The following is a 25,447-nucleotide window of genomic DNA, read 5'->3' on the forward strand; positions in this document are numbered from 1 at the left end:
GTGGTCCCAAAGTCTTGTCCACCGGCAGCCTGGCGACAGGTGGCCGCCGCCAGGAGCGACGACACGCGCCGCAGCAGCCCTTCGGCCCCAAGGTGCCGTGGAAGGATCTCGGCGAGCCGGACGGCCGACCAGACCGGATCGAGAACACGGTGCGTGGGAGAAGAGATGTCCCTTCCGGACCCGGGGCGGGAGGCCGAGGCCGCGGCGGCCCTGGGCTTCGACCTCAGCGAATGCGTTGAGGAGCCCATTCATCTGCTGGGCAGGATCCAGTCCCACGGCACCCTGCTGGCGGTGGAGGCCGATACCGGCACCGTGGACACCGCAGCTCTGAACACCGGTTGCTTGCTGGGGATCGAGGCCCAGGAGTTGGTCGGGGGACCCATCACGCGGGTGCTGTCCCCCGAGGACTGGGCCGAGGCTCTTGAGGTCAGCGCTCAGCACGAGGCGGCAAGCCTGGTTCTCCCTGTCACCGTCCACGTGGCAGGCGCACCCAGGATGTTCGACGTGACCGCACACCGGCAGGGGCCCCTTCTGATCCTGGAGTGCGAGCCGCGAGCCGTCGCGTTGCCACATTTCTCGCGCTACTACCAGGGGGTTAGGCGAGCCCTGACACGGCTTCGGTCGGCGACGACGACAGCCGAATGCTGCCAGGCGGCCACCCATGAGATCCGGGCGCTGACCGGCTTCGACCGTGTGGTCGCCTACCGCTTCGAGGGCGAGGACGGGCCAGGAGAGGTGGTCGCGGAGGAACTCACCGACGGCCACGAACCCTGGCTGGGGCTCTGGTTCCCCGCCAGTGACATCCCGCCCCAGGCGAGGCGGCTCTACCGCGACAACTGGATCCGGGTGATCGCTGACGTGGACGACGTCAGTGTGGGCTTGCACCCCCCGCGACGGGCAGGCTCAGGCCTGCCACTGGACCTGTCGAATTCCGTACTGCGCACCGTGTCCGGCTTCCATCTGGAGTACCTGCGGAACATCGGTGTGAAGTCGTCGATGTCGGTGAGTGTCCTCCGGGAGGGCGAGCTGTGGGGGCTGATCGCCTGTCATGGCGACGCCCCCGCCACCATTCCCCCGGAACTGCGAGCGGTATGTGAGTTCTTCGGTGTCGCTTTCTCCCTGCAACTCGCGGTCATCGAAGAACGAGAGCAGGCCGAGGCGCTCACCGCCTCCCGTGAGCGGCTTGATCAGATCATCTCCCGGGTCACGTCCGATCTGGAGGGCTCACTTCTGGCAGGCGACGACGCCCTCAGAACACTGCTGGACGCCGATGGTGCGGTGCTCTGCCGGGGCGGACGCAGCACCTCCAGCGGGATGCGTGTTGCACCCGCCCTGCTGGAGACCCTCCAGGCACGCGCGGCAGGGCTGTCACCGGGCACGGTCTGGAGTACGGACCGCCTGTCCGAGGAACTTGACGAACCCGGCGGCGACATGACGGAAAGCGGCCCTGCGGGGATCCTGATGGTGACGCTGAGCCGCTCGGGCGACTTCCTCGCCTGGTTCCGCAGGGACCGTCCCACCGCCCGCCAATGGGCCACCGACCCTTCCAGGCCCGTACAGGTCGGCCCGCGAGGCGAGCGGCTCACTCCTCGTGGGTCAGGTGCCGTCTTCCGCGCGGTGGTACGTGGACGGAGCCTGCCCTGGACGCCGACCGACCGCGCCACCGCGCAGGAGCTCTGGCGCACGCTGACCGGTCTCGTACTCCGGCACGAGGCCGAACTGACAGCGCTTACCGAACAGCTACGCGTCACCAACTCCGACCTCGACTCGTTCGCCCATGCGGCAGCCCACGACCTCAAGGAACCACTGCGGGGCATCTTCAACGCCGCGACCTTCGTCATCGAGGATGCCGCAGCGGACCTTGACGCGACGACTGTCCGACGGATGCTCACCATGCGGCGACTGGCCGGCCGGATGGATGACCTGCTCGACTCGCTGCTGCACTTCGCGCGGCTGGGCCGAGGTGGGTTGCACCGCATCCGTGTCCCACTGGACCGGGTGCTGGACTCCGCACTCGAGGTGGCCGGGGAACGTTTGACCGAGGCCCACGTGCGGGTCGTCAGAAGGGATCTGCCCGAGGTGTACGCCGATGAGCACCGGCTCTACGAGGTCCTGGTCAACCTCTTGGTGAACGCTGCCAAGTACGCCGCTGATCAAGGAGACCGCACGGTCGAGGTCCTGGTCGACACACTCCGCACGCCGGCCGGCGGGACCCCCCAGCAGACCGTCGTGGTCCGCGACAACGGCATCGGTATCCCGGCCGAACATCAGGGCGAGGTTTTCGAGCTGTTCCGCAGACTGCACGGGCAGGACGAGCGCGGCGGAGGCACCGGCGTGGGTCTCGCGATCGTCAAACGGATCGTCGAACGGCACGGCGGTGAGCTGTGGCTCGAGAGCGAACCAGGCTGCGGGACGAGCTTCTACTTCACTCTGGGTCACGAAGGCGGCGACTGAGCGGCAGGGCCCTCGTCCCCGCCCTTCGCTCTTCTCTGCCAGTAGTCCACGGCCCCCTTCAGGACGGTTTGGAAGAGGTCGAAGTTGACCGGCTTGTAGATGTAACTGTCGGCCCCTGCCTCGTAGGTTGCGTCGACCTCCTCCGGCGCGGTGTACGCCGTGAAGACAACCACGGCCACGTTGTTCAGTTCAGGCATGGAGCGGATCGATCGGAGCACCGCGGCACCGCTGAGACCGGGCATGTGCAGATCCAGGAGGACGAGCCCCGGTCGCCGGGTGGCTTCCAGCAACCGCTCGGCGACTCCCGTCCCCCTGTCGGTGAATTCCAGCGTCAGACCCGGATGAGTGCGCCCGAGCGCCCGCCGAATCGCCTCGGCATCCTCTGCCGAATCCTCGACCACCCAGACGAAATCGTGATCGATCCTCGGATCCTCGGCTGACCCGCTCACGCGACCATCCCCGCCTGCGCGACGAGCACGGCGATGTCGTCCGCGCCCGTCGCCCGGAATTCCACAACGGCCGCTGCCAGCCGTTCGGCGAAACCGTGAGCCTCACCGGCCCCCTCCTGCGCCACCGCGTCCTGCAGGCAGGACTCGAAGAACGTCCCGTCAGCCGCTCTCGCCTCAGTCACCCCGTCGGTGAACAGCACCAGCGCGTCCCCCGGCGCCATATGCGCCGACCCAGATCCGTACTCGATTTCTTCCAGCACACCCAGCAGATCCCCGTGGGCCGCGAGCTCCTCCACAGCGCCGTCCTCACGCCGCACCAGAGGCGCCGGATGCCCGGCATTCCAATAACGCAGGCGAAATCCCTTTCCGTCCGACACCAGCACCGCTACGAGCGCTGTCACGAAGCGGGACGTGCCCTCCCTGACCAGAGCCCGGTTCAGCCGTCCCAGCGCGTGCTCGGGCGTACTGCCGTTCTCGAGCAGGGTGCGCAGGGTATGGCGGGCCAGACCAGTGAGTGCCGCAGCCTCCGCCCCACGACCGCAGACGTCACCGATAAGGAGCGTCACACCGCCCTGCGCCCCCGGGACAGCGTCATAGAAGTCACCACCCACATCGAGCGATTCATCGCCCACTTCGTATGCCGAACTCAGAGTGAGACCCGAAATCTGCGGCAGCTCTCTCGGTAGCAGATGCCGCTGGAGGGAGACCATGTGCCGGCGCCGCTGTTCGTAGAGGGTGCTGGTATCGATGGCCAACGCGGCCCGGTCTGCAAGATCGGCAAGGAACAGCGAGGCCACCTCAGCGAGTTCCACCCGGTGGTAGAGGAACGTCAGAGTGCCCAGAGCCCGCCCCCGAGCCTTGAGCGGATTCACACTGAGCGCACGCACAGCATGCCCCGCCCCGGACGAGGTGGTCCCGAAGGGACCTCCTGCCAGATCGTCACCTTGCAACACCAGCCCCCGCTCGCGGTTGACGACCTGCTGCAACACATCCGTGAGCCAGAGGTCCTCGGTCGCGACCACACCGAGCCACTGCTGCTCGCCCGCGTCCATATGCGCGAAGGCCACGGGAGTCAGTCCGCCGGAAAGACGCAGATGCAGGACGCACCCCTCGGCGACAGCGGGAACAGCCGTCCGAGCCACCCGTCGCACGGTCCTCTCCACATCAAGGCTCGCATCCATTTGCAGCGACGCCTCCGCCAGGAAGGCGTCACTCACATGACGCAGCTCGTCCTCGCGCCGCGCCGCGATGCGCCTGTTGGAGACCATGGTGACCTCGGCCACCTGCTTCAACCGGGCCCGTAGCGTCGCATCGACGGCGTCCCTGTCTGCGGTGCCGACCATGAGCGACGCCCAGCCGCCCTGCCCCAGCGGCACGGCACACAAGGCCACGCTCCGCACGCCCGCTGCCGCCAGAACCTGGACATGCGGCATGGCGCCGTCGAGCTCCGACATCTCGTGAACCGTGACAGTCGGATCGCCCCCCGGAGCCCCGGCGGCGGCAGATTCGCCAAAATCCTGTTCGAATTCCACGAACGAAGGCGTCGGCTCCGTCAGGGTGACACTGCGCAGATAGTGCAGCAGCCCACCGCTCCAGCGGGTGCCCACGACGGCCAGCACACCGGGCATACGCAGCAGCATGTCGTAGAGGGAATCGGCCAGCTCTGTCACGTCCTGCGCCCTGTCGGCGAGACTCCAGAGCTCATGCAGACGGCCGGACCACCATCCGTCATCCGCCTGACAGGAATCTTTTCCCTCGTGCTGCTCCACCGCTGATCCGCCGTTCCGCATTGCCGCTGTCGGCTCCGGCCCGTCAGGGCAAACGCTATGTCACGCCGCGGCTGAGCGCCTCCAGGCGTGGTCCCCGCGGCGGCGCTCCGCACGAGACGCGCGAGGCTGATTGCCATGGGCCCGCACGCGCAGGGGCGCCGCCCGCCCGGTGCTGAGACGGTGCAGTGGATGCCGTTGCCGGTGAAGCGGCGACGGCGTCGTTCCAATCAGCCCACCGTCACTGAGCGCTGCCGACGACGGCCCACGCTCGCGCCCGAGCGGACTGGGGCGACGAGAAGCGGACGTCTCTGGCTCCACCGAGCCAGATCGTCTCTTCGCCTCTACTGCGGGGTACGGGCCCGTATGGACCGTCCGGCCCGGTCTTGCTGGTCACAGCTCTATCCGGACAGTCGGACAGCTGGGACACCCGTAGTCGTGCTGTTCATGGACGTCATCTTCTTGTGTGAAGCGACGGGGGGTGAGCCTGTGAACTCCTTGCTTGGGGACGGTCTGGTGGTGCAAGATCCGTCGGGCCGCCGGGTCACGGGGATCAGGGGCTTGACCTGCGGGGTTGTTGTGGCTGGTGCGGACAGACCGATGAATCTGTTGAGGGAACCCGATGTCCGCGCGAGCCGCCGACGGCAGTGGCTCGTCGCCCTCGTGGGCGTCTGTCTCATGCCCTTCATGACGGCCTGTGCGAACGAAGACCGACCCGGACCGTCGAGCGTCACGGAAGCTCAGGCGCGAGAAGTCCTCAAGAACGTGACTTCCGACATTGCAGAAAACAGCATCGAGCACTTTTGCGAGAAGTCCACTGTTCAGGTTGAAACTTGTGAGGATGCACTGGACGAGGCACGGGCCCAATTCTTCTCCCCTGGCTCAGCGCCGAAGGTAGTGAATTCTGCCCGAGTACCTAGGAAGCCAGGCATTGATGGTGGATGGGTCCTAGCTGTCGAGGGCCAAACTGATGGCGGGCAACAATATATCTCTCACTTCTTCGTTACTGCTCCGAAGGGAATACCTCGCGCTTCTATTGGCATCTACTGGACTGGAATCGGCTTGGGCGACCGTCCTTTCGACAAGTGGCGTACCGTCCTTCCTCGGTCCGAGTGCCTGAAGGGAGCTCGGGGGTGGCTCGATGGCGGCAGTCAGCGCCTTCGAGCTGGACAACAGAAAGCCCGGACCGCCGGCCTGGAGCGGCGGGACGTCGACGTAGACAACTCAGAATCCGTGTTCCCCTCGCCGAACCGGAGCGAGCGATCGGGCGACGCGTCCCATGCCGCACCATGAACGAGGCGGAACCCGGACTGTAATCTTTCCGTCTTCCACCTTCGGGCGGGCTGCTTTTGGTTAGGGAGAAAGCAGTCCCGACCAGAAGGTGGCGAGCGAACCCACCCTGACTTTTAACCAAAATATAGAAAATCGGCCGAAACTTGAGATATATACCATCGCAGGCTTTTTCGCGAATAAACAGCAGAACCGTGTTCTCCGTCTGGCGTCAACCACGGGTGAGACTCTGGGCCGTGGTGGGTGTCGCGGCCCTCGGATTCCTCATCGCGCTGGAGATCGCCGCACGTCGCTACGGCCTGCCGGGGCCGATCACCAACCAGGTGCGAGAGGTGATATACGCCCCCAAATCAGGCTTCCTGCTGTACGCCGGTATGGCGTTGATGATGGTGGTGCTCACCTGGCGGCAACGGTTCATCGCGGTTGCTGCCGCGATCGGTATCGACGTCGCCTTCTTGGCGGTCCGGTGGGCGGTCGACGCCAAGATGACCGGCGGCCACCCCTTCGGCAACGGTGCGTTGTGGGTGCTTCTGGGCCATGCGGTCATCGCTGTCACTCGCCGTACCGGCCGGGAACGTGTCCTGCTGCTGAAGGGCGTCGGGCTGGGCCTGCTGCTGGTGGCCGGCCGCAAGACCGGCGACACCTGGCTACTCATCACCTCAAAGACCCGCCCAGTGGTGCTCGACCAGTACGTGGCAACCGCCGATCACGCGCTGGGCAACCTGTCGTGGCTGGTGGGCCGGATCGTCACGGCCACCGGCCCGATCGGCTTCAATTTTCTCGACTTCGTCTACGGTCAGCTCGCAGTGGCCGCGGTCATCGTCGCGCTGTATCAACTGCGTAACGTGGCCGTCGAGCGCCGCTTCCCGGGCCATCATCTGGTGCGCACCTTTCTGGTGATCGGCCTCCTCGGGCCCGCCATCTACATGATCTTCCCCGTGGTCGGACCGATCTTCGCCTACGGCACCGGCGCCGGGCACTGGGCGACGGTCAGCCTGTGGTCGGATACGCCGCCCAGCGAGCAATGGGCGGTGGCCAACCTGTGGCCGGAAACGCCGCCGCCGATCAATATCCCGCACCACATGCCATTCGACGAGATCACCCCACGGAACTGCATGCCCAGCCTGCACACAGCGTGGGCCACCGCGATCTTCATTCATTCCCGAACGGGCCCACGGCTTCTGCGATTCGCAGGCACGTTCTGGCTGATAGCTACGCTCTGCGCAACGCTGGGATTTGGCTACCACTACGGCGCGGATCTCATTGCCGGCGTGGTGTTTACGCTCACGATCGAGTCAGCTCTGCGCTCGCTCGACCGCGGCTGGGATCGATCAGGGATCCAGCTGGTTGCTTGGGGCACAACCGTCTTCGCTGCACTGTTGGTGTCTTATCGCTATCTACCGTTGGAGATGGCGAAACATCCGTGGGTGTACGGACCAATTCTCATGCTGGCGACGACCTCAGTGGTCTACGGCTACGTAAGGACCAACGCACTGTCGAAACCGAGGACCGCACCAGCGCGGCAACGGGAACCCCAATCCGGACTAGGGGTTGTCCCCTAACCCCTGGTCAGGAGCCACGGGACAACACTTCGTCCCGGATCCGCGTTGGGTGTGAGGCAGAGGAGCAGCGCACATGGGAGGTTCCGCTCAATCGCCGCCGGTCTCGTGACTGCACTGCTCCCGGACCTCTACGACCACTCAAGCCGCTGCAGGGAAAGTCGGCGATATGGGGGCGCGGTGATAGGCGCACTCAAACCGGTGTTTTGGGCGGTCGACCGCTGGTTGGCTGGCGATCAGGCACCCCCGCGGTCACGCGGGCGGTTCCTGCGCCATCCGGTGCTCTGCGGGTTCGTCGGCGCCCTCTTTTTCGGCGGCCTCTGCGCCTTGGTCCTTGGGAGGGTGGCCCGCAGGTCACCCTTTACAGCTTGGCTATGGGCGCGTTTTCGGTCCTTCGCGTCATAGGCAAACGGAAGCGTTTGGATCACTACGGCTACCCATCGAGGAAGGGGCACGACGACTAGACAGGTCTCCCGTAGCCCCTGGTCAGCAGGAGGAATCGTCAAGACCTGTGGCTCGGCTACTTGCCTCGATGGGTGAGCGAGTCCCGATTCTGCGCCACTGCTGTAATGAGGTCGTCAAGTTCACATTCAACGGAGGCATCGGTGAAGGGGTCGAAGTCGTCGACTCTCGCTGCGGTATCGGCGAAGTCCGAAGGGTAGAAGCTCCACCCCTGGATGCCACTGCAGCCCGCCTGAATAGTGGCTTGGTTCCCGTCCGGTGACGAGACGCGCAACCAAGCGGTGCCCTCGTCGGAGAAGTCGAAGGGGAGAAAGACGTTGCCCCCAGAGGGGCGTAGCCGTTGAAGGTGCTCTCCCCACTGGTCGAGGAGTCGCCGGAGGCCGTCCATGACGCCCTGGCCCGCCTGCACGGAATCGTCGTTGGCGAAGTAGAACGAATCACAGGTGTGCCGATAGACGCCCAGCCGTAGCAGCAGGTCGTCGTGCACATCGCGATCGGTGGTGCGCTCCAAGCGCAGTGGAACGTGGTTCATGGTGAAGACTCCAGCCTGGTCGGCTCTGAGGCTATGCCACTGCCTGCTCGGGCCGTTCGACGAGGTGGCCGCGTTCGAGGAAGGCTCCGGCCCGGACCAGGGCGACGAGGTGAGGTGCGTTCACCGCTCGCCCTCGTGTCTGTGCAGACTCGACGAGCTTGAAGACCATCGCCAGGACGGCAGCCGCGCTGCCCGCGCCCTTGGTGACCTTCGTGCGTAGTCGCACGGTGGCGAAGGTGGACTCCATGGGATTGGTGGTCCGTAGGTGGATCCAGCGCTCGGCGGGGAAGTCGAAGAGCCCGCGCTGCCTCGACAAGCTGGTGACCGCGGTACGGCGCGAGTACGCGGCGGACGTGCACCAGGGTCGTCCGTGGAGCCTGCCGTTGGAGGATCGCATTCTGCTGGTCGCGGCGTACTGGCGCGTGAACTTGACGATGCGCCTCCGCTGTTCGGGGTACCTACGCGTCCTGGGCCAACCCGATCGAGGCCCACTTCGGACCGCCGCGGCAGTTCACCCTGGCCAACTCCAACCACCGCAACCACACCGTGCAGACCCGCGCCCGGCACGCCTACCTGCGCCGGCGCAACGCCAACGCGCGCCAGCACGACGTGCTGGCAGCCCAACACCGTGAGCGTGCGTGGATCCGCAGCGAGAAGGGCATTCGCTGGGACGGGCGTCCCCTCCCCGCCGAACGGTTTCAGGTGCTCAAGTCGAGGACTGCATGACGACCTGCTCACCCTCACCGTTCGGTTCCTCGAAGTTGGCAAGGTAGCGGTTGAACAGCGTCTCATCCACCGTGACGGAGTTAGCGCCTTCCTCGCCATTGCGTACTTCGAGGCGCCGCTCCAGCGTCGTCCGATCGGCCTTGAGGTGGACCAGTTCCCAACGGCAGCCGTGGTTCTCAATCAGCGCCTTGTAATCATCGCGGGCGGCACGACTCCAGAAGCTGTAGTCCACCACCACATCGCGCCCCGCCAACATCAGCTCGACCAGTTCCTGCCGCTGCTCGCGGCGGACCTCTGCCTTGAGCTGGTCGAACGCCTCCGCCTCCAGCACCAGGCCGGCATCGCGCTGCCCGAGTCGTTGCCAGACCACTTCGTCAATCGAGAGCCGAACGTAACCGCGTCGCACCAGCTCCATCGCGTAGGTGGTCTTGCCCGCTCCCGGATGACCACACATCAGCACCACCGTGCTCAATTGCTGCGTCACGAAGCCAGGTTAGACCCGAAAAAGACGCCCTCCTCCACGGCGACACGACAAGGGCGCCCGTTGGAAGCGGACCCCACCACAGCCGACCGCCCCGGCGAACCTAATCCGTAGTTAGTGGCGATCTCCAAGGCCGGAGGGTCCTAGGTCGTGTTTCGAAGGCGATTGGCGAGACTGATGCAGCGGCCGGGGCTGGTCCAGAATGCTCGGATGGTCATGCTTGAGACTCCCCGTCTACTCCTTCGCCGTTGGCGGGAGGAGGACGTTGCGCCCCTCGCCGCCGTCAACGCCGACCCTGAAGTCATGCGATGGATCGGTGATGGCAGCGTCCGTGATGAGCAGCAGACGCGCAGAGGGATCGAAGCGATGGAGCACGGGTGGGAGGCACAGGGCTTCGGCCTGTTCGCCGTGGAGATCCGCTCCACTCGGAAGCTGGCAGGGTTCACGGGCCTTTCGGTTCCCGACTTCCTGCCGGAAGTGCTGCCGGCGATCGAGGTCGGCTGGCGGTTGGGACGTGCCCACTGGGGACACGGCCTGGCCACCGAGGCCGCTGCGGCAGCGGTCCGGTTCGGGATCGAGGACCTGGGGCTGGAGCGAATCGTCAGCGTTGCTCAGGTGGGCCACGATGCTTCCGAACGGATCATGGTCAAACTGGGGATGCATCCGCTCCGTGAGACCGTCGACCCCAGCTGCGGCCGACGAGTACGCATCTTCGAGCTGTCTTCGGACCGGTACGTCACAACCACTCGCTGATGGCGGCGACGAGAACGGTGGCTTCGTAGCGGGTCGCCAACCCCGTGGTTACCCGCTGGATCGGGCTCGCGAGTGGCACGCCGACCCGTTCGATGCGAGCTTGTGGCGGGACGGTCGCTGCGGTGACTTCGGTTGGTCGGCCTGCTGGGTCTGCGGAACCTATGCTCGCGTGAACCCGTGGCTCCGCTCCACTTTCGCCACATGCAGCGTGTAGCTCTGGTACCACTCGGCTCGCCCGCGCTTTTGCGCCGCGCGGTGCTCGGCGTTGCTTCGCCACTCTGTGAGGGCATCTGCGTCACGGAAGTACCCGACGGTGATACCCAGCCCGCCCGGAGTCTGCGCGTGGTCCATCCCCAGGAACCCAGGAACGTCCTTCACCAGGTCTTCCATACGTGCGTTGGTCTCGCTGTAGCCGCTCTGGTCCTGGGTTCGCACCGTAGTGAAGACAGCCACGTAGTAAGGGGGTTCATAGGCCTCGACGGGCGCGACAGGCGCTTCGGAGTGATCGCTCATGGCGCCACCGTATGGCGGGATGCGCCCAACGATCCAGTGTCTTTCCTGAACGGGACACATAAGGGATCCGGCTCTTGGCCAAAGCTGTCCGAGCTGACGTTCTCCGGCCACCTTTTTGGTGACGGCGGCGCCGACGGGCGTAGAAGAGGTGGTCAGCGGTTCGCGCCCGGGACGAAGTACATCCCGCCGGATCGGCGGCTGAGGCACGTCTGACGGGTGTGCGCCAGAGCGGAGCGAACGGGGTGTGCGCAGCCGTCTCGCTGCGCGGCTGGTGCACGGGCGCTCAAGTCCGCCCCTCGGGCCGCCTATGGATCTTGTGGGTTCCGCTCCTGGTGGGATCCGCTTGTCGAGCGACGGCTGAGCTCGGCGGCGTACTGAGCGCGGGGGCCGCCGACGACGGCGGCCCAGCCGGTGGCCGTTCCGACGGAGACGCCGAGGACCTCGCTGAGGACGGCGGGGGCGTGTGTGCTGCAAGGTCCATCAGTGCGCTGTTGCGTCCGCGCCGGGAGGGCAGGCCGTATGAGGCGAGGCGCGTGCGCAGTTGGCGGGGCTGCGGCGCCGGTTGGGTGCCGGGCAGGAGCCAGGCGTGGTCGGTGGCCGAGCGCAAGGCCGAGGAGTCGCCGGGTTATGCCGCCGCCGGTTCCTCCATACCGCCCCCTTGATCGTCGTGCCTGCTCACCTTCTGTGCCCACGGCCGGGCGTCGAGGCTTGGCGCGGGGCCAGGTCGCGGTCCGTGTCTCCACCGCCAGCCTGACGAGCGTGCGTCCGCCGCCTGGGTGACCGACATCAATGGCCTGAAGGTGACGAGCACTCCTTGCGGGCCAGGGGCCAGCCCGAACACCGAAATGAAGCGCACACAGGTGCCCCTCACCGGCGGGAGGCGAGCAACTGGGGTGAGAAGTCTTCGCTGCCCGCCCGGTACAACCGGCCGGACACCATCGTCGACGCCACCGAGACCGATTCACTGGACGCCGTACCGCAATGTTTGACTCCCTGCGGCAGACGCGCCGCCCGAAGTGCGCCCCGACCTGCACGAGTAAGCCCCACGTCCAGCGGAATCTACGGGCTCTGGCCTGCGGTGAAGTCCCGCTCACTCACCAGGGCTTGAGCCAGCTCACCCCTTGGCGTTCAGTGGCCTACCTGCGTGATCTGCTCATCCAGGCCGGAGTCCTGCCACCGGCCGACCGGCACCTGCTGCTGTTCCAGCGATGGCTCGCTGAGAAGCTGCCCGCCATCGCTGACGCCGGGCACCGGCAGATGCTGGAGCTTTTCGCCACCAGTCGCTGTGCGGACAAAGCACGTGGCTTTCGGCAGGTGAGAGCAGACGACTCCTGGCGAGGCTGGCAGCGTGGGTGGGGGAACATTGCCTACTGTCCCGAGCCGACGATCCATCCCGACGAGCCGCTGCCCGTGGTCGTCGAGCGGGTGCTCCGTTCGTCGGTCCCGCCCGATGAAGCTCCTGCGCTGACGTGCCGTGTATGCGGAGACCGGGACAACACCAGCGTCTGGCACGACGGTGTCTACCGGATCCATCAGCTGTGCAGGGAATGCGGGGTCAGCCTCGCGGTGCAGCGGGCCGACGCGCCCGACCCGCTGTTGGCGGCCGACCACGCCCGGCAGTGAAGGGAGATCCGGAGGCTGCGCAATGAATCTCCTCGCAGTTGCCCAAGCTGAGTTTCGGCACACAGGGGTCGGCATCACGGTGGGATGAGGATCCGCGCTCGGCGGAGTGCGAAGGATGCGCGGCCGCACACACTCCGTCTGAGGAGCTTGATTCGGCAGACATGGCCCTCGACCACGCCGGAGCTGTAGGACAAGGTGAGTCCGGCGGTGACTGCATCGAAGTCCTGGCGGAGGAAGTTGGCGAGGGAGCGGATCGGCCTCAAGTCGCAGCCCTCGGCCTGCCGAATCCACTCACCCAGCAGGTGGCCGCGACGGTGACGGACCAGGTCGGCGAAGGCACGGGCCAGGTCGCAGGCGTTGGTGATGTCTGGGCAGCCAGGTGCCCGCGAGACCGCCCGATGCTACTTCATCGAAAACCCTCGAGACGGTTGCGAAGCGGGCGCTCGATAGTCTCCGAGATCCAGCCCGCAGCCAGTCCTGCGGCCAGCCACGGGGGACGGAACATTCATGCCGTTCGGTGACTTCGATGCATGGCGGCGAGAACTTTTGTGGACGGGAGATCTCGTTCAAGACGGTGACAACCTCACCCTCGCCGGATAGACGAGCCGCCCGCACGACGGCCAACGACTCCTGAGCAGCTCGGAAATCATTTACGGGACAGCCTTAGGTCGGCTCGAACCGTGCTCCTAACGATCACCCCGGGTCAGGCCCCCCACCAAGCCCTCAGCCCGGCCAATGCACCTCGGGGCGGCCCGCACGGGCGGGGTACTGGGGCCAATCGGCCCGGCCGCTTACCCGCTCAGCCCCTGTGGCCCACGGAGCACGCGCCGGACACTGAAGAGGAAGCGTTCGGAAGGAGATCTTGCGATGACCGGCATCCAGGAAGCCCCCGTGCACGCACTGCTGGGCGACGGCACCACCGTGCGGATACGCCAGGCGGGGTCGGCGGACCGCGAAGAAGTGCTACGGCTGTACCGGGAGATGTCGCCGGAGAATCTGCGGCTGCGGTTCTTCTCCGCCAACCCCGCCTCCGCAGGGAAGGCCGCCGACCGCGTGGCAGCGGGCGAGCGGCCTGGCTACCGTGCGCTGGCCGCTGAATACGCGGGACATCTGGTGGGCCTGGCGGAATACGAGGTCCTGCCACCAGGAAGCACCGCCGAGATCTCGGTGGCCGTCGCCGATGGGTGGCACCGCCGGGGTGTGGCCACGCTGTTGCTGGAACACCTGGCGGACGCGGGCCGTACAGCAGGGGTGACGGCGTTCAGCGCGGATGCCCTGGCCGAGAATCACGACGTGCTGAAGGTCTTCCACGACCTGGGGCTGCGCGTCACCAGTCACTTCGACGGTCCTGAGGTGCACTGCACGGTCGAACTCACCGAGGACAACGCCTATTTGAATGCCGTCGAGATCCGGGGGCGGGTCGCCGACGTCGTCAGCCTGCGGCCGCTGCTGCGGCCGAGGGCCGTCGTGGTGATCGGTGCGGGACGCAAGCCCGGCTCCGTAGGGCGGGCGATCCTGCGGAACATCCGCACCAGCTCCTACACCGGGCTGGTCTACGCCGTCCACCCCGAAGCGGGCGCGATCGCCGGAGTACACGCCTACCGCTTCGTCGCCGATCTGCCGCAGGTACCTGACCTCGCCGTGATCGCCATACCGGCCGCGTCCGTCGACGGGGTGGCAGAGGAGTGCGGGACGGCTGGTGTGCGAGCCTTGCTCGTGGTCTCTGCCGGACTGAACACGCACCAGGCCGCGGGCCTGATGGGCTCGTGCCGGCGCCACGGTATGCGGCTGGTCGGTCCCAACTGCCTAGGGCTCGCCAACACGGAGGACCGCGTACGTCTCGACGCGACCTTCGCTGCCCGCCATCCCGGACCGGGAACCGCTGGAGTCGCCGTGCAATCAGGCGGTGTCGGCATCGCGCTGCTGGACGGCCTCGCCCGGCTCGGCATCGGCGTGTCCAGCTTCGTCTCGCTCGGCGACAAGTACGACGTCAGCGGTAACGACATGCTCCAGTGGTGGGAAAGCGACGGGCACACGGACCTGGCGCTGCTGCACCTGGAGTCCTTCGGCAACCCGCGCGCCTTCTCGCGCACCGCCCGCCGGGTGGCCCGGGTAATGCCGGTACTCACCGTGGACGCCGGCCGATCCGAAGCCGGAAGGCGCGCCGCGGCCTCCCATACCGCGGCGGCGGCCACCCCGACCATGACCCGGCAGGCCCTGTTCACCCAGGCCGGTATCACTGCCACCCGCACCATCGGCGAACTCCTGGACACCGCTGCCCTGCTGCATGCGCAGCCCCTGCCCGCAGGTACCAAGGTCGTTGTCGTGAGCAACGCGGGCGGGGCGGGAGTCCTGGCCGCGGACGCGTGCACGGATGCCGGACTCTCCGTCCCGGCGCTCGGCGCCGACCTAGTGGACGAGCTTCTTGGCCTGCTGCCGGATGGTGCCACCGCCACCAATCCTGTGGACGTCACTGCGGCGGTCGGCGAAGAGCAACTGCGGTCGTGCGTCGGCCTTCTGGCCCGGCACGGTGCCGTGGACGCCGTGCTCGTCACGCTGGTCCCTACTGCTGTCGCCGCGGCCACCGGCGAGGATCTGGTGCGCGCCCTGACATCGGGCCCAGAGCAGCTCCCCCGTCCGGTCCTCGCGGTCCTGCCCGCCCAGGCGGCCCGTGTCGAGCTTCTGCCGGCCGCCGACGAGACCACCGTCCCTGCGTACTCGGACGCTGAGGACGCCGCCCGTGCCCTCGCCCACACCGCTGCCCGCGCCGACTGGCTCTCCCGGCCACCGAGTTCAGTACCGGATTTGCCGAACGTGGAGACCGGTCGCGCGCGAGATCTCGTTGCCGCATATCTGGACGGCAATCCAGAGGGTGGCTGGCTGGATCCGCAGGCGATCGCGGCGCTTCTCTCCTGCTACGGCATCCCGCAGATCCCCTGGGCGTGGGCGCGGGACGAGGACGAGGCCGTTGCCGCGGCCGAGCCGCTCGCGGGGCCTGAGGGGCGGGTCGTGATGAAGGCCTACTGGCCAGGGTTGCTGCACAAGAGCGAGCAGCACGCCCTCCACCTGGACCTGCACAACGCCTCCCAGATCAGAGCCGCTCACCGTGATCTGGTCACCCGGTTCGGTGACAGGATGACCGGGGTGGTCATCCAGCCACTCGCCGAACGCGGCACCGAACTGTTCGCCGGGGTCGTCCAGGATGAGGTCTTCGGACCGCTCGTGGTGTTCGGGCTGGGCGGTACGGCGACCGAACTGCTTGCCGACCATGCGGCCCGGCTGGCCCCGCTGACCGAGCTCGACGTGAACGACCTGCTGACCTCGCCGCGCTGCTCCCCCCTGCTGTTCGGCTACGCCGGCCGTCCCGCCGCCGACCTCGGTGCTCTGGAGCAGCTGCTGCATCGGCTGTCGCGAATGGCCTCGGATCTACCCCAGCTGGCCGACGCCGACCTCAACCCAGTGCTCGCCGGGCCGCACGGGATCACGACGCTCGACGCCCGCATCCGGCTCGTCCCGCGCCACGCCCACGACCCGTATCTGCGTCGGCTGCGCTGACCCCGTCCCCACAGATCGAGGGAGACCAGCCATGAACCCACGAAGATCGGCGTCGTCATACGCGCCGTAGCGAGCGAACGGGCCTGATCCATCGGTGCGCTGGCAGGGCCGGACGATGTCAGTTGCTGACCAAGGTTCGTTTGGGGGCCGGGAGTCCCGAGACCGGCGCGTTGGCCCGAGCGGAATCAGGGTTTCACCCAGTGCGGCGGCACGCCGCGCGTGGCACGTTGGATACAGCAACATAGTGAGGAAACGGCGGCGATCATGCGAGCTCACCTAGGCGATCAACTTGTGGTCGAGAGCCCAGCCACCGGCGCCACCAGGCGCGACGGCGAGATTGTCGGACTCCACCACGAGGACGGAACCCCTCCATACGACGTGCGCTGGTCGGATACGGACGCGGTGACTCTCGTTTTCCCCGGGCCCGACGCGCATGTCCATCACGTCGAACACGGGCCCGAGAGAGACCACGAGCTTTACCGACCGGGCATGGATGAGGCGGGTGCCGAGTCCGCCAGGACCCCGCTTGGCAGGGCACCCGACCCTGGCGACATCGGTCGGCGCGTGGCGTTCGAACGCAAGCGCCAGGGGCTCACCCGGGCAGAAGCAGCCCGCCTCGCCGGAATGGCGCCGGCCTACCTGGCGTATCTCGAAGAACGGCCGGCCGACCCGAGTGTGGCGAGTCTCATCAGACTGGCCGGCGCGCTGGGCACGAGCGTCGCAGTCCTGCGCGGAGGCGGTATCGACCACCCGCCAGGCCAAGGTCGCGCGCTCGTGCATCCCCGGCTGCGGGACCTCGGCCCCGACGAGTGCCGCGCCCGGCTTGCCACGCATGGCGTGGGGCGAGTCGCGGTGTCGACACCCGATGGCCCAGCCGTCATCCCGGTGAACTACGAGGTCATCGATGACGCGATCGTTTTCCGGACCGCGCCCGACTCGGTGCCCGCAGCGGCTGTGGGAACGGATGTCGCATTCGAGGTCGACCATGTGGATGAGGCCATGAGTCAGGGCTGGAGCGTTCTCGTAGTCGGCCCTGCACGGGTTGTTACGGAACCCGACGCGGTGCGACGGCTAGCCGTTCGCGCCCATTCCAAGCCTTGGGCAGGGGGCGAACGCGAGATGTGGGTGTCGATCCGGCCCACGCGCCTCACGGGCCGTCGCATCAGTCCTGCCGATCAATGAGGGCCACGGACTGCGGCTCGCCCCGCGCGCATTCCACGACCGTAAAGATCTGACCGTCACGGCAAGGTAAGTCCAGGAATGCGGCTCCTCCCCGTCTGTGGCGATCACGGCGGTCCTAGATGCGATTGGTCGGCAAAGGCATCCGCAGGGGTCATTCGTGTTTCGCGGAAGGCGGGGAAGCGCGCAGGGTCGTCAGGCGCCGCCGGTACTCCTCCTCGTCGATCTCGCCGCGGGCGAACCGCTCGGCGAGCAGCTGCTCGGGCGCGGGCCCTGCCTGGACGTGGGTGTGGGGGTGCTCAGGGGTGCGGCCCAAGGCCCGGAAGATGAGCACGCCGATACCGACGATCACCACCCAGAACAGGACCATGCTCACTGACATCGCGAACCAGCCCCAGCCACCACCGTGGCCGTACCAAAACATCGCGTTTCACTTCCCGGTTGTTGCCGGGGGCCGCGAGCGCGGAGCCCGCTGTCCTGCCACGTTCTCTGTCACTGTCACTACCACGGTCCCTCGGCCCTGACCGCCGGTGTAGGGCCGGATGGTCCCCGGTTGCTGGACAGTCAGCCGCGTGCTCGCAGGACGGCCCACAGGGCGTGCCGGACGGACCCGTCCGGCACGCCCTGTGGGCCAGTAGGCCCAAGCCCGGGACAGCTCACACGGCGCAGTATGGAGGCCGGGGCAATTCGAGAAGGATCGTTGCCGCGCCGAATCCGGGAGTCGTTCGTGCTTCGCCGTCGTGGGAACCCGGCGTGCCGACGGCGGTCGACGACGGCCGCGCCCTCGGCAGGCTGGACCATTCAGCGGAAGGAAGTCTTGGCCATGACCCTGCACACCAGCACCGAGAAGCCACGCAGCAAGCAGTGGAGCGTGCGCCTGGACCTCTTCGAGGAGGGTGACCTCACCAAGGTTCACGCTGTCCTCGACACCGGTGACACCACCCTTCAGAGTCGCACCTCCGCCCAGCGCAACCCTAACGACACTCCCATTCCCGAGATCGGCGACGAGTTCGCCGTCGGCCGGGCCCTGATCGACCTCGGCAACCAGCTGCTCAGCGCCGGAAGAACCGACGCCGCGTCGGGTGACCTTGCCGCGCCCGGTTGAATGGGCGTCGCGTCGAGGGCAGCCGCCCCGGCTGGTGGACAGAAGAGATCCGCCACTGCACAACGTCGGCCGTGGCGCTTCCGCCCGATGTCCGACGAGCTCGGGATGCATCTGTACGCGGCCCCGATGCGTGCCGTACGGCATTGCCCTGCTGTCTGCCCAGTTCGCGGGTGCGGCTGACCTGGGGCGGCTGTTGCTGTACGGCCCAGCGAGCTACGTCGACGAGGCGACCTACGTTGGGCCAGTAAGTTGGCATGCCGATTCACGCACCTCCCTTGTTCGGCTTTCAGGTCCGCTCGACGGTGAGATTGAGGAAGTGGGCCGAGCATGAGATGCACGGGTCGTGATTGCGGACCGCCCGTTCACACAGGGCGGTCAGTTCCGCGTCGGTGGGATCGCCGTCTCCCAGGCGTTCCTGCACGATTCGGCGGAGGTCCTCCTCGACCGCACCCAGGTTCTGCGCGGTCGGCGGGACAAGGCTGGCGTCGGTGACGGTCCCTTCGGAATCGAGGGTGTACCGGTGGTACAAGAGACCGCGCGGCGCCTCAGTCGCTCCATGCCCGGTACCGGCTCGTGAGGGCACGCCGACGTAGGGGTGCGGCGGGGGTTCGTAGGCGTCGATGATCCGCAGTGCCTCGTCGACCGCGTAGAGCACCTCAACCGCTCGGACGATGATACTGCGGAAGGGGTTTCGACAGACGGTGCCCTGCCGGGGGTCGCCGAGTCCGGCGTCGTGGGCGGCCTGGAGGGCGATCGGGGACAGCCAGCGGCCGCTGATGGCGTACCGGGCGAGTGAGCCGGTGAGATGGCGGCGGTTGTCCAGCAGGGAGTGGAGGGCGGTGGAGTGAGGTACCTGGCTCTCGGCGACGTGGGCGCCGAAATCGTGGACCTCAAAGGTACGGGTGGGCAGCGCGCGGTCGGATTCGGGGGTAAGACAGGCGGAGTGCGGCGCGGGCATGACGGTCGGGGTACCGGACTCGATGGCGTAGGTGCCGGGCTCGGACAGTGCGAACAGGTCGTTGTCACAACCGGCGTCAGGGAACTCGAAGCCGGCCACCCAACGGACGGTTTGGGCCGCGTCGTCCCGGGCCCGGCGCAACCGATCGGCCAGCGGGCGCAGTTCGGTCGTGGTCGGGATGCGGTGGAAGCCACCGAGGCGGACATTGACCGGGTGGATCGCCCGGCCGCCCAGCAGTTCCAGGATCGCGTTGCCGGCCTGCTTGAGCCGAAGGCCGCGTTCAATGTCGGCGCGCCGGCTGCGTGCAAGGTCGATGGCGCTGTCGCAGCCGAAGAAGTCGGGCGCGTGGAGAAGGTAGATGTGCAGCGTCTGGCTCTCGATCCATTCACCGCAGTAGAGCAGCCGGCGCAGCGCCGCCAGCTGCCCGTCCACGACGACGCCACAGGCGTCCTCGATCGCTCGGCAGGCGCTCATCTGGTACGCGACCGGGCAGATCCCGCACACCCGGGAGGTGATGTCGGGCGGCTCGGCGTAGGAGCGTCCGCGCAGGAACGCCTCGAAGAAGCGTGGCGGTTCGTAGATCGCCAGCCGGGCCTCTGCAACCCTGCCGCCGTCCATGCGCAGATACAGTGCGCCCTCACCCTCGACGCGGGCGAGCGATCCGACTTTCAACACTCTTGAGCCGCGGTGGGTCACTCTTCCAGTTCCTTCCGGGAGGCCGTGTCGAACTCAGGAGCGGCGGTATTGAAGGTTCGCAGCACCCGCACCACGTCGAGAGTGTCCATGCCATCGCGGCGCAGGAGGGGAATGAACGAGGGGAAGTTGGTCGAGTTGGACGGGCCGAAGCAGCCGTAACAGCCGCGCCCGTACGCGGGGCAGATCGCACCGCATCCGGCGTGGGTGACCGGACCCAGGCAGGGTGTACCGTGGGCGACCGTCACACAGACCGTGCCGCGCTGCTTGCACTCGAAGCAGACGCTGTGCGCGGGTACGTCGGGTCTGCGTTCGGCCAGGTAGGCGGTGATGACCTCCACCAGTTGTCCTCGGTCGATGGGGCAGCCGCGCAGTTCGAAGTCCACCGGGACATGGGCGCTGATGGGTGTGGAGGTGGCGAGGGTCTCGATGTAGTCCGGTCTGGCATAGACGGCAGCCTGGAAGTCAGCGACGTCCGCGTAGTTGCGCAGCGCCTGGACGCCACCTGCGGTCGCGCACGCCCCGATGGTCACCAACCGCTTGGAGACGGCCCGGATGTGCTGGGCCCGGTCGACGTCCTGCTGGGTGGTCACCGATCCCTCGATCAGCGACAGGTCGTACGGGCCCGGCGCGTCGGCGCTGGAAGCCTCCAGGAAGTGTGAGATCTCCACCCTCTCGGCGATGCCGAGGAGTTCGTCCTCGCAGTCCAGCAAAGTGAGTTGGCATCCGTCGCAGGAGGCGAACTTCCAGACGGCGAGTTTCGGACGATCGCTCGCGGTCATGTCACAACTCCCTGACCATGAGGAGGGGTTGGGCCTTGCTCCAGCTGACGACGGGGCCGTCGCGGCAGAGCAGGAGGGGGCCGAGCTGGCAGTGCCCGCAGTGGCCAGTGGCACAGTGCACATTGCGTTCCAGCGAGACCTGAATCAGCTCCGGATCGACGCCGCGGTGCACCAGTTCGCCGGCGGTGGCGCGAATCATCGGCTCGGGGCCGCAGATGAACGCCGCCGACGCTGCGGGACCGAAGGCGGCCCGGTCGAGCAGGGTCGTGACGACGCCGACCTCGCCCTGCCACAGCGGGTCCGCGCGGTCCACGGTGGTCAAGACCCGGGCAGCCGACTGCCAGCCGCGAACGTCCTCGGTGTAGAGCAGCTCGTGAGGCGTGCGCGCTCCGATGAGGACGTTCAGCCGTCCGTAGCACTCGGCGGTGGCGAGCGCGTCGCGTACGAGCGGGCGCAGCGGCGCCAGACCGATACCTCCAGCTACGACGAGCAGGTCGTTCCCAACTGCGGCGGGTAGTTCCCAACCGGTGCCGAACGGTCCGCGCACTCCGACCGTGTCACCACGCCGCAGCCTGTGCAGCGCGCCGGAGACCGCTCCGACCGTGCGGACGGTGTGCGTCAGCCGGTGCCCGTCGATCCCGGAGACCGACAACGGGATGTCGCCGACACCGAAGGCGTACACCATCGCAAACTGCCCAGGAGTGAAGGGCTGCAGGGTCGAGCGGACCGGTTCCAGGACGATCGTGGCGGTGTCGGGCGTCTCGGCCTCACGTTCCACCACCCGGTACGGAACAGGGACGGTTCCCGGCCGAGGAGTCAATGTTGCGTATGCCATGATCACGACTCACCGGCGTCGGGGGGACCGTACAGGTCGAGCAGGCGGAATCGGGTGGCCTTCAGCCGCCGTGCGATCACCTGCGCAACGCAGTTGGTCAACGCCAAGCCGAACGACGGATCCTCCTCGCACGCGGCTCGGACCCGCTCCGCGTCGAACTCTGACGCCGACACTGCGCTGCGGGCCTGCGCGCCGAGGTGCCAGCGGTACGGCTCGAACAGCCAGGACCAGCCCAGCAGATCGCCTTCACCAAGGGTCTCCAGGACTGCTTCGCGCCGGGCCGGAACGTGAACGTCGAGCGCAACGAGCCCGGAATGGATGATCCAGAACCGGTCGGCGACACCGTCCTCGTCGAAGATGCGGGTGCCGCCGGGGAAGGAAACATCGTGGGCGAACGTGACCAGCCGCTCGCGGTGGCCGGGCGACAGAGCCCCGAGAAACCCGTGGCGAACAACGGTCATTGCGGACCCTCCCTCGGCTCCTGCCGGGCGGCCTCCCGTTCCAGGTTCAGCGCATGGGCCTCCTCGGTGATGTCGATTCCGACCGGGCACCACACGATGCAGCGCCCACAGCCGACGCACCCGGAGCTGTCGAACTGGTCGTACCAAGTGCCGAGTTTGTGGGTGGCCCACTGCCGGTAGCGGCTACGCGAGGAGTTGCGGACCGGACCCGCCTGCAGGTGGGAGAAATCCAGGTCGAAGCAGGACTCCCAGCGCCGCCACCGCTCGGCGTGTTCACCGGTGAGGTCCGTGACGTCCTCGGTGGTGGTGCAGAAGCAGGTCGGGCAGACCATGGTGCAGTTTCCGCAGGTCAGACAGCGGGCCGCGACGTCGTCCCAGCGCTCGGCTGTGAGCGTCTCGCGCATCAGCATCTGCAGGTCCACCAACGGCATGCTGCGGCCCATGCGATCCGCCGCGTCGGCGACACGCTCACTCGCCGCGGTCCGAGTCGCGGCGTCGGCGGGACCCTGGGGCAGCTCGGCCAGGACCGACGCTCCCTCCTCGCTCCCGATCCGCACCAGGAAGCGGTGGCCGTCGGAATCGAGCACCTCGGTCAGCGCCAGGTCGTAGCCGGGCCCCACGGCCGGCCCGGTCCCCATGGACACGCAGAAGCAGGTGGCACCCGGCTCGGTGCACTCCGCCGCCACCAAGAAGGCCCGCTCACGTCGCCCACGGTACGCCGGGTCGTTGTACTGCCCGCCGGTCAGCACCCGGTCCTGAATTGCGATGGCCCGCAGGTCGCAGGGGCGCACACCGAGGAACGCGTACGACGACGGTGATGTCCGGTCCTCGGTCACCATCAGCTCGCCGTCGGCACCGCGATCGGCGGTCCACTGCCGCTCCCGCGGCGGATGCAGAAACGTCTTCCAGGACTGAGGGCCCGCGCTGTGCGCGAACACGGCGCCGTCCTCGCGGGCACGCAGCCGGTAGACGCCTGCCTCCAACTCGACTCCCCAGCCGTAGGGGAGTTCCGCACCGCCGGAGATCTCGGACAGGACGATCGCCCCGTCGCGGACGGTCGGTCCCACGACCGTACGGCCGCGCCCGGCCAGGACCGTGATCAGCGCGTCCAGGCCGTCCTTGCCGATCACCGCGGCCGTGCCGCCGTCGTCCGCCATCGCCAACCTTCCGACGCTGCCGCCGATGATGCCTTCCCGGCCAGTATGCGCACGGACCTGCTGCCCGGCATGGGCCGACCGGCCCCTGCGTGGTCCAGGTGGCTGTGTCCGACACCCCGTACGGCCCCCGCGCGGACCCGGTACAACTGGCGAGCCTGTCCGGCGGGAAGGGGCAAGCGCGTGAACCTCACTACGCGGATCGCCGTCATCGGCGTCGGGAACGAGTTCCGCCACGACGACGGTGTGGGCTGGGCCGTCGTGGCCCGGCTGGCAGAACGAGCCGCGGAACGGCCACTGCCGAGTGCGACCGCCCTTCTGGTGTGCGACGGTGACCCCGCCCGACTGATCGCCCTGTGGGAAGACGTCGACCTCGCCATCGTGGTGGACGCCGCACATGCACATCCCGGGCATCCCGGTCGGCTACATCGCCTGAAACCGGATGGTGGGCAGCTGTCGCAGACAGGCAGTGCGACGAGTTCCCACGGGCTCGGGCTCGGCGACGCCGTCGAACTCGCCCGTGAACTGGACCGCCTTCCTGGACAACTGGTCGTCTACGCCATCGAGGGAGCCGACAGCAGCCTGGGCACTGGCCTGTCAGCACCCGTCGCAGCCATCGTGGAGCCGCTCACCGAATGGATCGCGGAAGAAATCGCGCTGCACGTGGGTTCTGCCGGCAGCCGATAGGCACGAACTGGCTGCGTGCTACGTGTACGTTCCCTTTCGGGCCGCCATCTCCTACGCCAGAGCGCTTCCGCACCCCGGTCCCCCGGCGCACCCCCGGCCACGCTCCCACAACCCTCAGCCGGCGGATGCACCACACCCACCAGTCCTACGGCCACGGTGACACTCGTCGTCTGCCATCTACCCAAGTCGTTCGCGGACCTGTCGGAGCAGTGTGAAACCGATCCGCTCGCCGACCTGCCTCATCGAGCACGCCGTACCGGGTCCGCGCAGCAAAGCCCGTTCGGCGCTGACGCTTGACTTCGAGCATGGTCCCCTCCGTAACGTCATCCCATGGCAGACGAGAAAGGCACAGGCAAGCCCGGAAAGCTGCGGCGCTCGCTGTACGAGCCGGAGCTGTACCGACTCCAGACCGAGCTCGTGAAGCTCCAGGAGTGGGTACGGGCCGAAGGCGCACGGCTCGTCGTGGTGTTCGAGGGACGTGACGCGGCCGGCAAGGGCAGCACGATCAAACGCGTCACTGAACACCTCAATCCCCGGGTAGCACGCATCGTCGCGCTGCCGCGGCCCACCGAGCGCGAGCGCAGCCAGTGGTACTTCCAGCGGTACGCCGAGCATCTTCCAGCTGCAGGGGAAGTGGTCCTCCTCGACCGGAGCTGGTACAACCGCGCGGGCGTCGAGCGCGTCATGGGTTTCTGCACCATGGAGGAACACCAGCGGTTCCTTCGCCAGTGCCCGATCTTCGAGCGGATGCTGGTGGAGGACGGCATTCTGTTGCGCAAGTACTGGTTCTCGGTGAGTGACGCCGTGCAGGAGGAACGGTTTCGACGCCGGCTGCAGGATCCCACCCGCCGATGGAAGCTCTCGCAGATGGACCTGGAATCGATCAGCCGCTGGGAGGCCTACTCCCGTGCAAAGGACGAGATGTTCGTCCATACGGACATCTCGGAGGCTCCCTGGTATGTAGTCGAGAGCGACGACAAACGCCGGGCAAGGCTGAACATGATCGCCCATCTTCTGTCATCCGTGCCGTACGAGACAGTCGCTCCACCGGTGATCGAAATTCCTCGGCGGCCGCCGGCCAGCGGGTACCAGCGGCCGCCGAGGGACCTTCAGACGTACGTCCCCGACCACGCCTCGGTACTAGGAAAGTGAGGCGGGAAGGTGTCCTACACGGTCAGGACAGTGGTGGAGTAGGGCATGTACGACTCGGTCGAGCTGGAGACCCTGGGCGAGTACTTTGGCGGCTGTCAAGAAGGCCTCTTCACGATCCGTCTGGGCCCCACCCATGACGTGCCACCGCTGCTGCAGCAGCGGTGGCACGCGGTTCACTGGGCGCCGCCTGGCGCCTGGCTGGCCCACGGGGCGCCGGAGGCCGATAGTAGAGAGGGAGGAAGCAGGCAGCCGGGCGCGTGAACCGTACAGGGCGGGAA

Annotated in this window: 22 protein-coding genes and 3 pseudogenes; 12 read left to right on the forward strand and 13 right to left on the reverse strand. The window is 67.4% G+C overall.

Going from position 1 to position 25,447, the window contains the following annotated elements; translation table 11 throughout:
- Positions 1-165: 165 nt before the first annotated feature.
- On the forward strand, positions 166-2,454 hold the full coding sequence (locus OHA88_RS04470) for an ATP-binding protein (RefSeq protein ID WP_328624308.1): 2,289 nt from the start codon (positions 166-168) through the stop codon (positions 2,452-2,454).
- Here the strand turns inward: OHA88_RS04470 and OHA88_RS04475 are convergent.
- Positions 2,436-2,903 carry a response regulator gene (locus OHA88_RS04475; RefSeq protein ID WP_328624309.1) on the reverse strand — a complete coding sequence of 156 codons (468 nt, stop codon included), beginning with the start codon at positions 2,901-2,903 and terminating at the stop codon, positions 2,436-2,438. The two genes, OHA88_RS04470 and OHA88_RS04475, sit on opposite strands and share 19 nt — an antisense overlap.
- Complete coding sequence (locus OHA88_RS04480) at positions 2,900-4,672, reverse strand: PP2C family protein-serine/threonine phosphatase (RefSeq protein WP_328624310.1); 1,773 nt, start codon at positions 4,670-4,672, stop codon at positions 2,900-2,902. Before OHA88_RS04480 ends, OHA88_RS04475 begins: the two co-directional genes overlap by 4 nt.
- 1,481 nt (positions 4,673-6,153) lie before the next feature.
- Between OHA88_RS04480 and OHA88_RS04485 the strand changes: the two genes are divergently transcribed.
- A complete protein-coding gene (locus OHA88_RS04485; protein WP_443044173.1) occupies positions 6,154-7,521 on the forward strand; it encodes a phosphatase PAP2 family protein in 1,368 nt (455 codons plus the stop codon).
- Positions 7,522-8,038: 517 nt separating this feature from the next.
- On the opposite strand, the gene OHA88_RS04490 is transcribed toward OHA88_RS04485, so the two are convergent.
- Positions 8,039-8,512 carry a hypothetical protein gene (locus tag OHA88_RS04490; RefSeq protein WP_328624312.1) on the reverse strand — a complete coding sequence of 158 codons (474 nt, stop codon included), beginning with the start codon at positions 8,510-8,512 and terminating at the stop codon, positions 8,039-8,041.
- Between the two features lie 31 nt (positions 8,513-8,543).
- Positions 8,544-8,807: pseudogene (locus tag OHA88_RS04495) on the reverse strand (IS256 family transposase); the annotation flags it as partial.
- Between OHA88_RS04495 and OHA88_RS04500 the strand changes: the two are divergent.
- Positions 8,758-8,952 (forward strand): annotated as a pseudogene (locus OHA88_RS04500) (hypothetical protein); the annotation flags it as partial. The pseudogenes OHA88_RS04495 and OHA88_RS04500 overlap by 50 nt on opposite strands.
- Positions 8,953-8,968: 16 nt before the next feature.
- A pseudogene (locus tag OHA88_RS04505) lies at positions 8,969-9,238 on the forward strand (hypothetical protein); the annotation flags it as partial.
- On the opposite strand, the gene OHA88_RS04510 reads toward OHA88_RS04505, so the two are convergent.
- On the reverse strand, positions 9,219-9,722 hold the full coding sequence (locus OHA88_RS04510) for an AAA family ATPase (protein ID WP_328624313.1): 504 nt from the start codon (positions 9,720-9,722) through the stop codon (positions 9,219-9,221). The pseudogene OHA88_RS04505 and the gene OHA88_RS04510 overlap by 20 nt on opposite strands.
- A 213-nt stretch (positions 9,723-9,935) precedes the next feature.
- On the opposite strand from OHA88_RS04510, the gene OHA88_RS04515 reads away from it, so the two are divergent.
- On the forward strand, positions 9,936-10,472 hold the full coding sequence (locus OHA88_RS04515) for a GNAT family N-acetyltransferase (protein WP_328624314.1): 537 nt from the start codon (positions 9,936-9,938) through the stop codon (positions 10,470-10,472).
- Between the two features lie 159 nt (positions 10,473-10,631).
- Here OHA88_RS04515 and OHA88_RS04520 read toward each other — a convergent pair whose 3' ends face one another.
- A complete protein-coding gene (locus tag OHA88_RS04520; RefSeq protein ID WP_328624315.1) occupies positions 10,632-10,985 on the reverse strand; it encodes an antibiotic biosynthesis monooxygenase family protein in 354 nt (117 codons plus the stop codon).
- Positions 10,986-12,089: 1,104 nt separating this feature from the next.
- On the opposite strand from OHA88_RS04520, the gene OHA88_RS04525 reads away from it, so the two are divergent.
- Entirely contained in the window at positions 12,090-12,608 is a 519-nt protein-coding gene (locus OHA88_RS04525) for a hypothetical protein (RefSeq protein WP_328624316.1), read from the forward strand.
- A 74-nt stretch (positions 12,609-12,682) separates the two neighbouring features.
- Here OHA88_RS04525 and OHA88_RS44515 read toward each other — a convergent pair whose 3' ends face one another.
- Positions 12,683-12,973: a transposase gene (locus OHA88_RS44515; protein ID WP_443044347.1), complete on the reverse strand. Its 291-nt coding sequence runs from the start codon at positions 12,971-12,973 to the stop codon at positions 12,683-12,685.
- A 502-nt stretch (positions 12,974-13,475) separates the two neighbouring features.
- On the opposite strand from OHA88_RS44515, the gene OHA88_RS04530 reads away from it, so the two are divergent.
- Entirely contained in the window at positions 13,476-16,163 is a 2,688-nt protein-coding gene (locus OHA88_RS04530) for a bifunctional acetate--CoA ligase family protein/GNAT family N-acetyltransferase (protein ID WP_328624317.1), read from the forward strand.
- Positions 16,164-16,427: 264 nt separating this feature from the next.
- Positions 16,428-17,345: a pyridoxamine 5'-phosphate oxidase family protein gene (locus OHA88_RS04535; protein ID WP_328629589.1), complete on the forward strand. Its 918-nt coding sequence runs from the start codon at positions 16,428-16,430 to the stop codon at positions 17,343-17,345.
- 151 nt (positions 17,346-17,496) lie between these two features.
- Here the strand turns inward: OHA88_RS04535 and OHA88_RS04540 are convergent, their stop codons facing one another.
- The gene (locus OHA88_RS04540) at positions 17,497-17,766 is read right to left on the reverse strand and encodes an SHOCT domain-containing protein (protein WP_328624318.1); all 270 of its coding nucleotides are present in this window, start codon (positions 17,764-17,766) and stop codon (positions 17,497-17,499) included.
- Between the two features lie 399 nt (positions 17,767-18,165).
- Between OHA88_RS04540 and OHA88_RS04545 the strand changes: the two genes are divergently transcribed.
- A complete protein-coding gene (locus OHA88_RS04545) occupies positions 18,166-18,447 on the forward strand; it encodes a dsRBD fold-containing protein (protein ID WP_328624319.1) in 282 nt (93 codons plus the stop codon).
- Between the two features lie 286 nt (positions 18,448-18,733).
- Here OHA88_RS04545 and OHA88_RS04550 read toward each other — a convergent pair whose 3' ends face one another.
- Genes OHA88_RS04550 through OHA88_RS04570 form a run of 5 tightly spaced genes read right to left on the reverse strand, consistent with a single transcriptional unit; the run spans position 18,734 to position 23,333 of the window.
- Positions 18,734-20,101, reverse strand: coding sequence for a Ni/Fe hydrogenase subunit alpha (locus OHA88_RS04550; RefSeq protein ID WP_328624320.1), 1,368 nt, complete (start codon positions 20,099-20,101; stop codon positions 18,734-18,736).
- On the reverse strand, positions 20,098-20,880 hold the full coding sequence (locus OHA88_RS04555) for an oxidoreductase (RefSeq protein WP_328624321.1): 783 nt from the start codon (positions 20,878-20,880) through the stop codon (positions 20,098-20,100). Before OHA88_RS04555 ends, OHA88_RS04550 begins: the two co-directional genes overlap by 4 nt.
- 1 nt (position 20,881) lies before the next feature.
- Positions 20,882-21,715 (reverse strand): FAD/NAD(P)-binding protein, encoded by an 834-nt coding sequence (locus tag OHA88_RS04560; protein ID WP_328624322.1) that lies wholly within the window; start codon positions 21,713-21,715, stop codon positions 20,882-20,884.
- Between the two features lie 2 nt (positions 21,716-21,717).
- Positions 21,718-22,176, reverse strand: a complete 459-nt coding sequence (locus tag OHA88_RS04565) for a Crp/Fnr family transcriptional regulator (RefSeq protein ID WP_328624323.1) — start codon at positions 22,174-22,176, stop codon at positions 21,718-21,720.
- Entirely contained in the window at positions 22,173-23,333 is a 1,161-nt protein-coding gene (locus OHA88_RS04570; RefSeq protein WP_328624324.1) for a 4Fe-4S dicluster domain-containing protein, read from the reverse strand. Before OHA88_RS04570 ends, OHA88_RS04565 begins: the two co-directional genes overlap by 4 nt.
- Positions 23,334-23,513: 180 nt before the next feature.
- On the opposite strand from OHA88_RS04570, the gene OHA88_RS04575 reads away from it, so the two are divergent.
- The 3 genes from OHA88_RS04575 to OHA88_RS04585 all read left to right on the forward strand — a co-directional run bounded on the left by OHA88_RS04575 (position 23,514) and on the right by OHA88_RS04585 (position 25,430).
- Positions 23,514-24,017, forward strand: coding sequence for a hydrogenase maturation protease (locus OHA88_RS04575; RefSeq protein ID WP_328624325.1), 504 nt, complete (start codon positions 23,514-23,516; stop codon positions 24,015-24,017).
- Between the two features lie 330 nt (positions 24,018-24,347).
- Entirely contained in the window at positions 24,348-25,169 is an 822-nt protein-coding gene (gene ppk2 / locus OHA88_RS04580) for a polyphosphate kinase 2 (protein WP_328624326.1), read from the forward strand.
- 45 nt (positions 25,170-25,214) lie between these two features.
- The gene (locus OHA88_RS04585; RefSeq protein WP_328624327.1) at positions 25,215-25,430 is read left to right on the forward strand and encodes a hypothetical protein; all 216 of its coding nucleotides are present in this window, start codon (positions 25,215-25,217) and stop codon (positions 25,428-25,430) included.
- The last annotated feature ends 17 nt before the right edge of the window (positions 25,431-25,447 follow it).

It is taken from the genome of Streptomyces sp. NBC_00353, from assembly GCF_036108815.1.
Taxonomy (GTDB): Bacteria; Actinomycetota; Actinomycetes; order Streptomycetales; family Streptomycetaceae; genus Streptomyces.

Excerpts from the sequence above, each read along its gene's own strand:
- OHA88_RS04585 (WP_328624327.1), top strand. The coding sequence starts at position 25,215 with ATGTACGACTCGGTCGAGCTGGAGACCCTGGGCGAGTACTTTGGCGGC.
- OHA88_RS04520 (WP_328624315.1), bottom strand. The coding sequence starts at position 10,985 with ATGAGCGATCACTCCGAAGCGCCTGTCGCGCCCGTCGAGGCCTATGAA.
- OHA88_RS04470 (WP_328624308.1), top strand. The coding sequence starts at position 166 with ATGTCCCTTCCGGACCCGGGGCGGGAGGCCGAGGCCGCGGCGGCCCTG.
- OHA88_RS04565 (WP_328624323.1), bottom strand. The coding sequence starts at position 22,176 with ATGACCGTTGTTCGCCACGGGTTTCTCGGGGCTCTGTCGCCCGGCCAC.
- OHA88_RS04540 (WP_328624318.1), bottom strand. The coding sequence starts at position 17,766 with ATGTTTTGGTACGGCCACGGTGGTGGCTGGGGCTGGTTCGCGATGTCA.
- OHA88_RS04535 (WP_328629589.1), top strand. The coding sequence starts at position 16,428 with ATGCGAGCTCACCTAGGCGATCAACTTGTGGTCGAGAGCCCAGCCACC.
- OHA88_RS04545 (WP_328624319.1), top strand. The coding sequence starts at position 18,166 with ATGACCCTGCACACCAGCACCGAGAAGCCACGCAGCAAGCAGTGGAGC.
- ppk2 (WP_328624326.1), top strand. The coding sequence starts at position 24,348 with ATGGCAGACGAGAAAGGCACAGGCAAGCCCGGAAAGCTGCGGCGCTCG.
- OHA88_RS04490 (WP_328624312.1), bottom strand. The coding sequence starts at position 8,512 with ATGAACCACGTTCCACTGCGCTTGGAGCGCACCACCGATCGCGATGTG.
- OHA88_RS04515 (WP_328624314.1), top strand. The coding sequence starts at position 9,936 with ATGCTTGAGACTCCCCGTCTACTCCTTCGCCGTTGGCGGGAGGAGGAC.
- OHA88_RS04570 (WP_328624324.1), bottom strand. The coding sequence starts at position 23,333 with ATGGCGGACGACGGCGGCACGGCCGCGGTGATCGGCAAGGACGGCCTG.
- OHA88_RS04560 (WP_328624322.1), bottom strand. The coding sequence starts at position 21,715 with ATGGCATACGCAACATTGACTCCTCGGCCGGGAACCGTCCCTGTTCCG.
- OHA88_RS04555 (WP_328624321.1), bottom strand. The coding sequence starts at position 20,880 with ATGACCGCGAGCGATCGTCCGAAACTCGCCGTCTGGAAGTTCGCCTCC.
- OHA88_RS04530 (WP_328624317.1), top strand. The coding sequence starts at position 13,476 with ATGACCGGCATCCAGGAAGCCCCCGTGCACGCACTGCTGGGCGACGGC.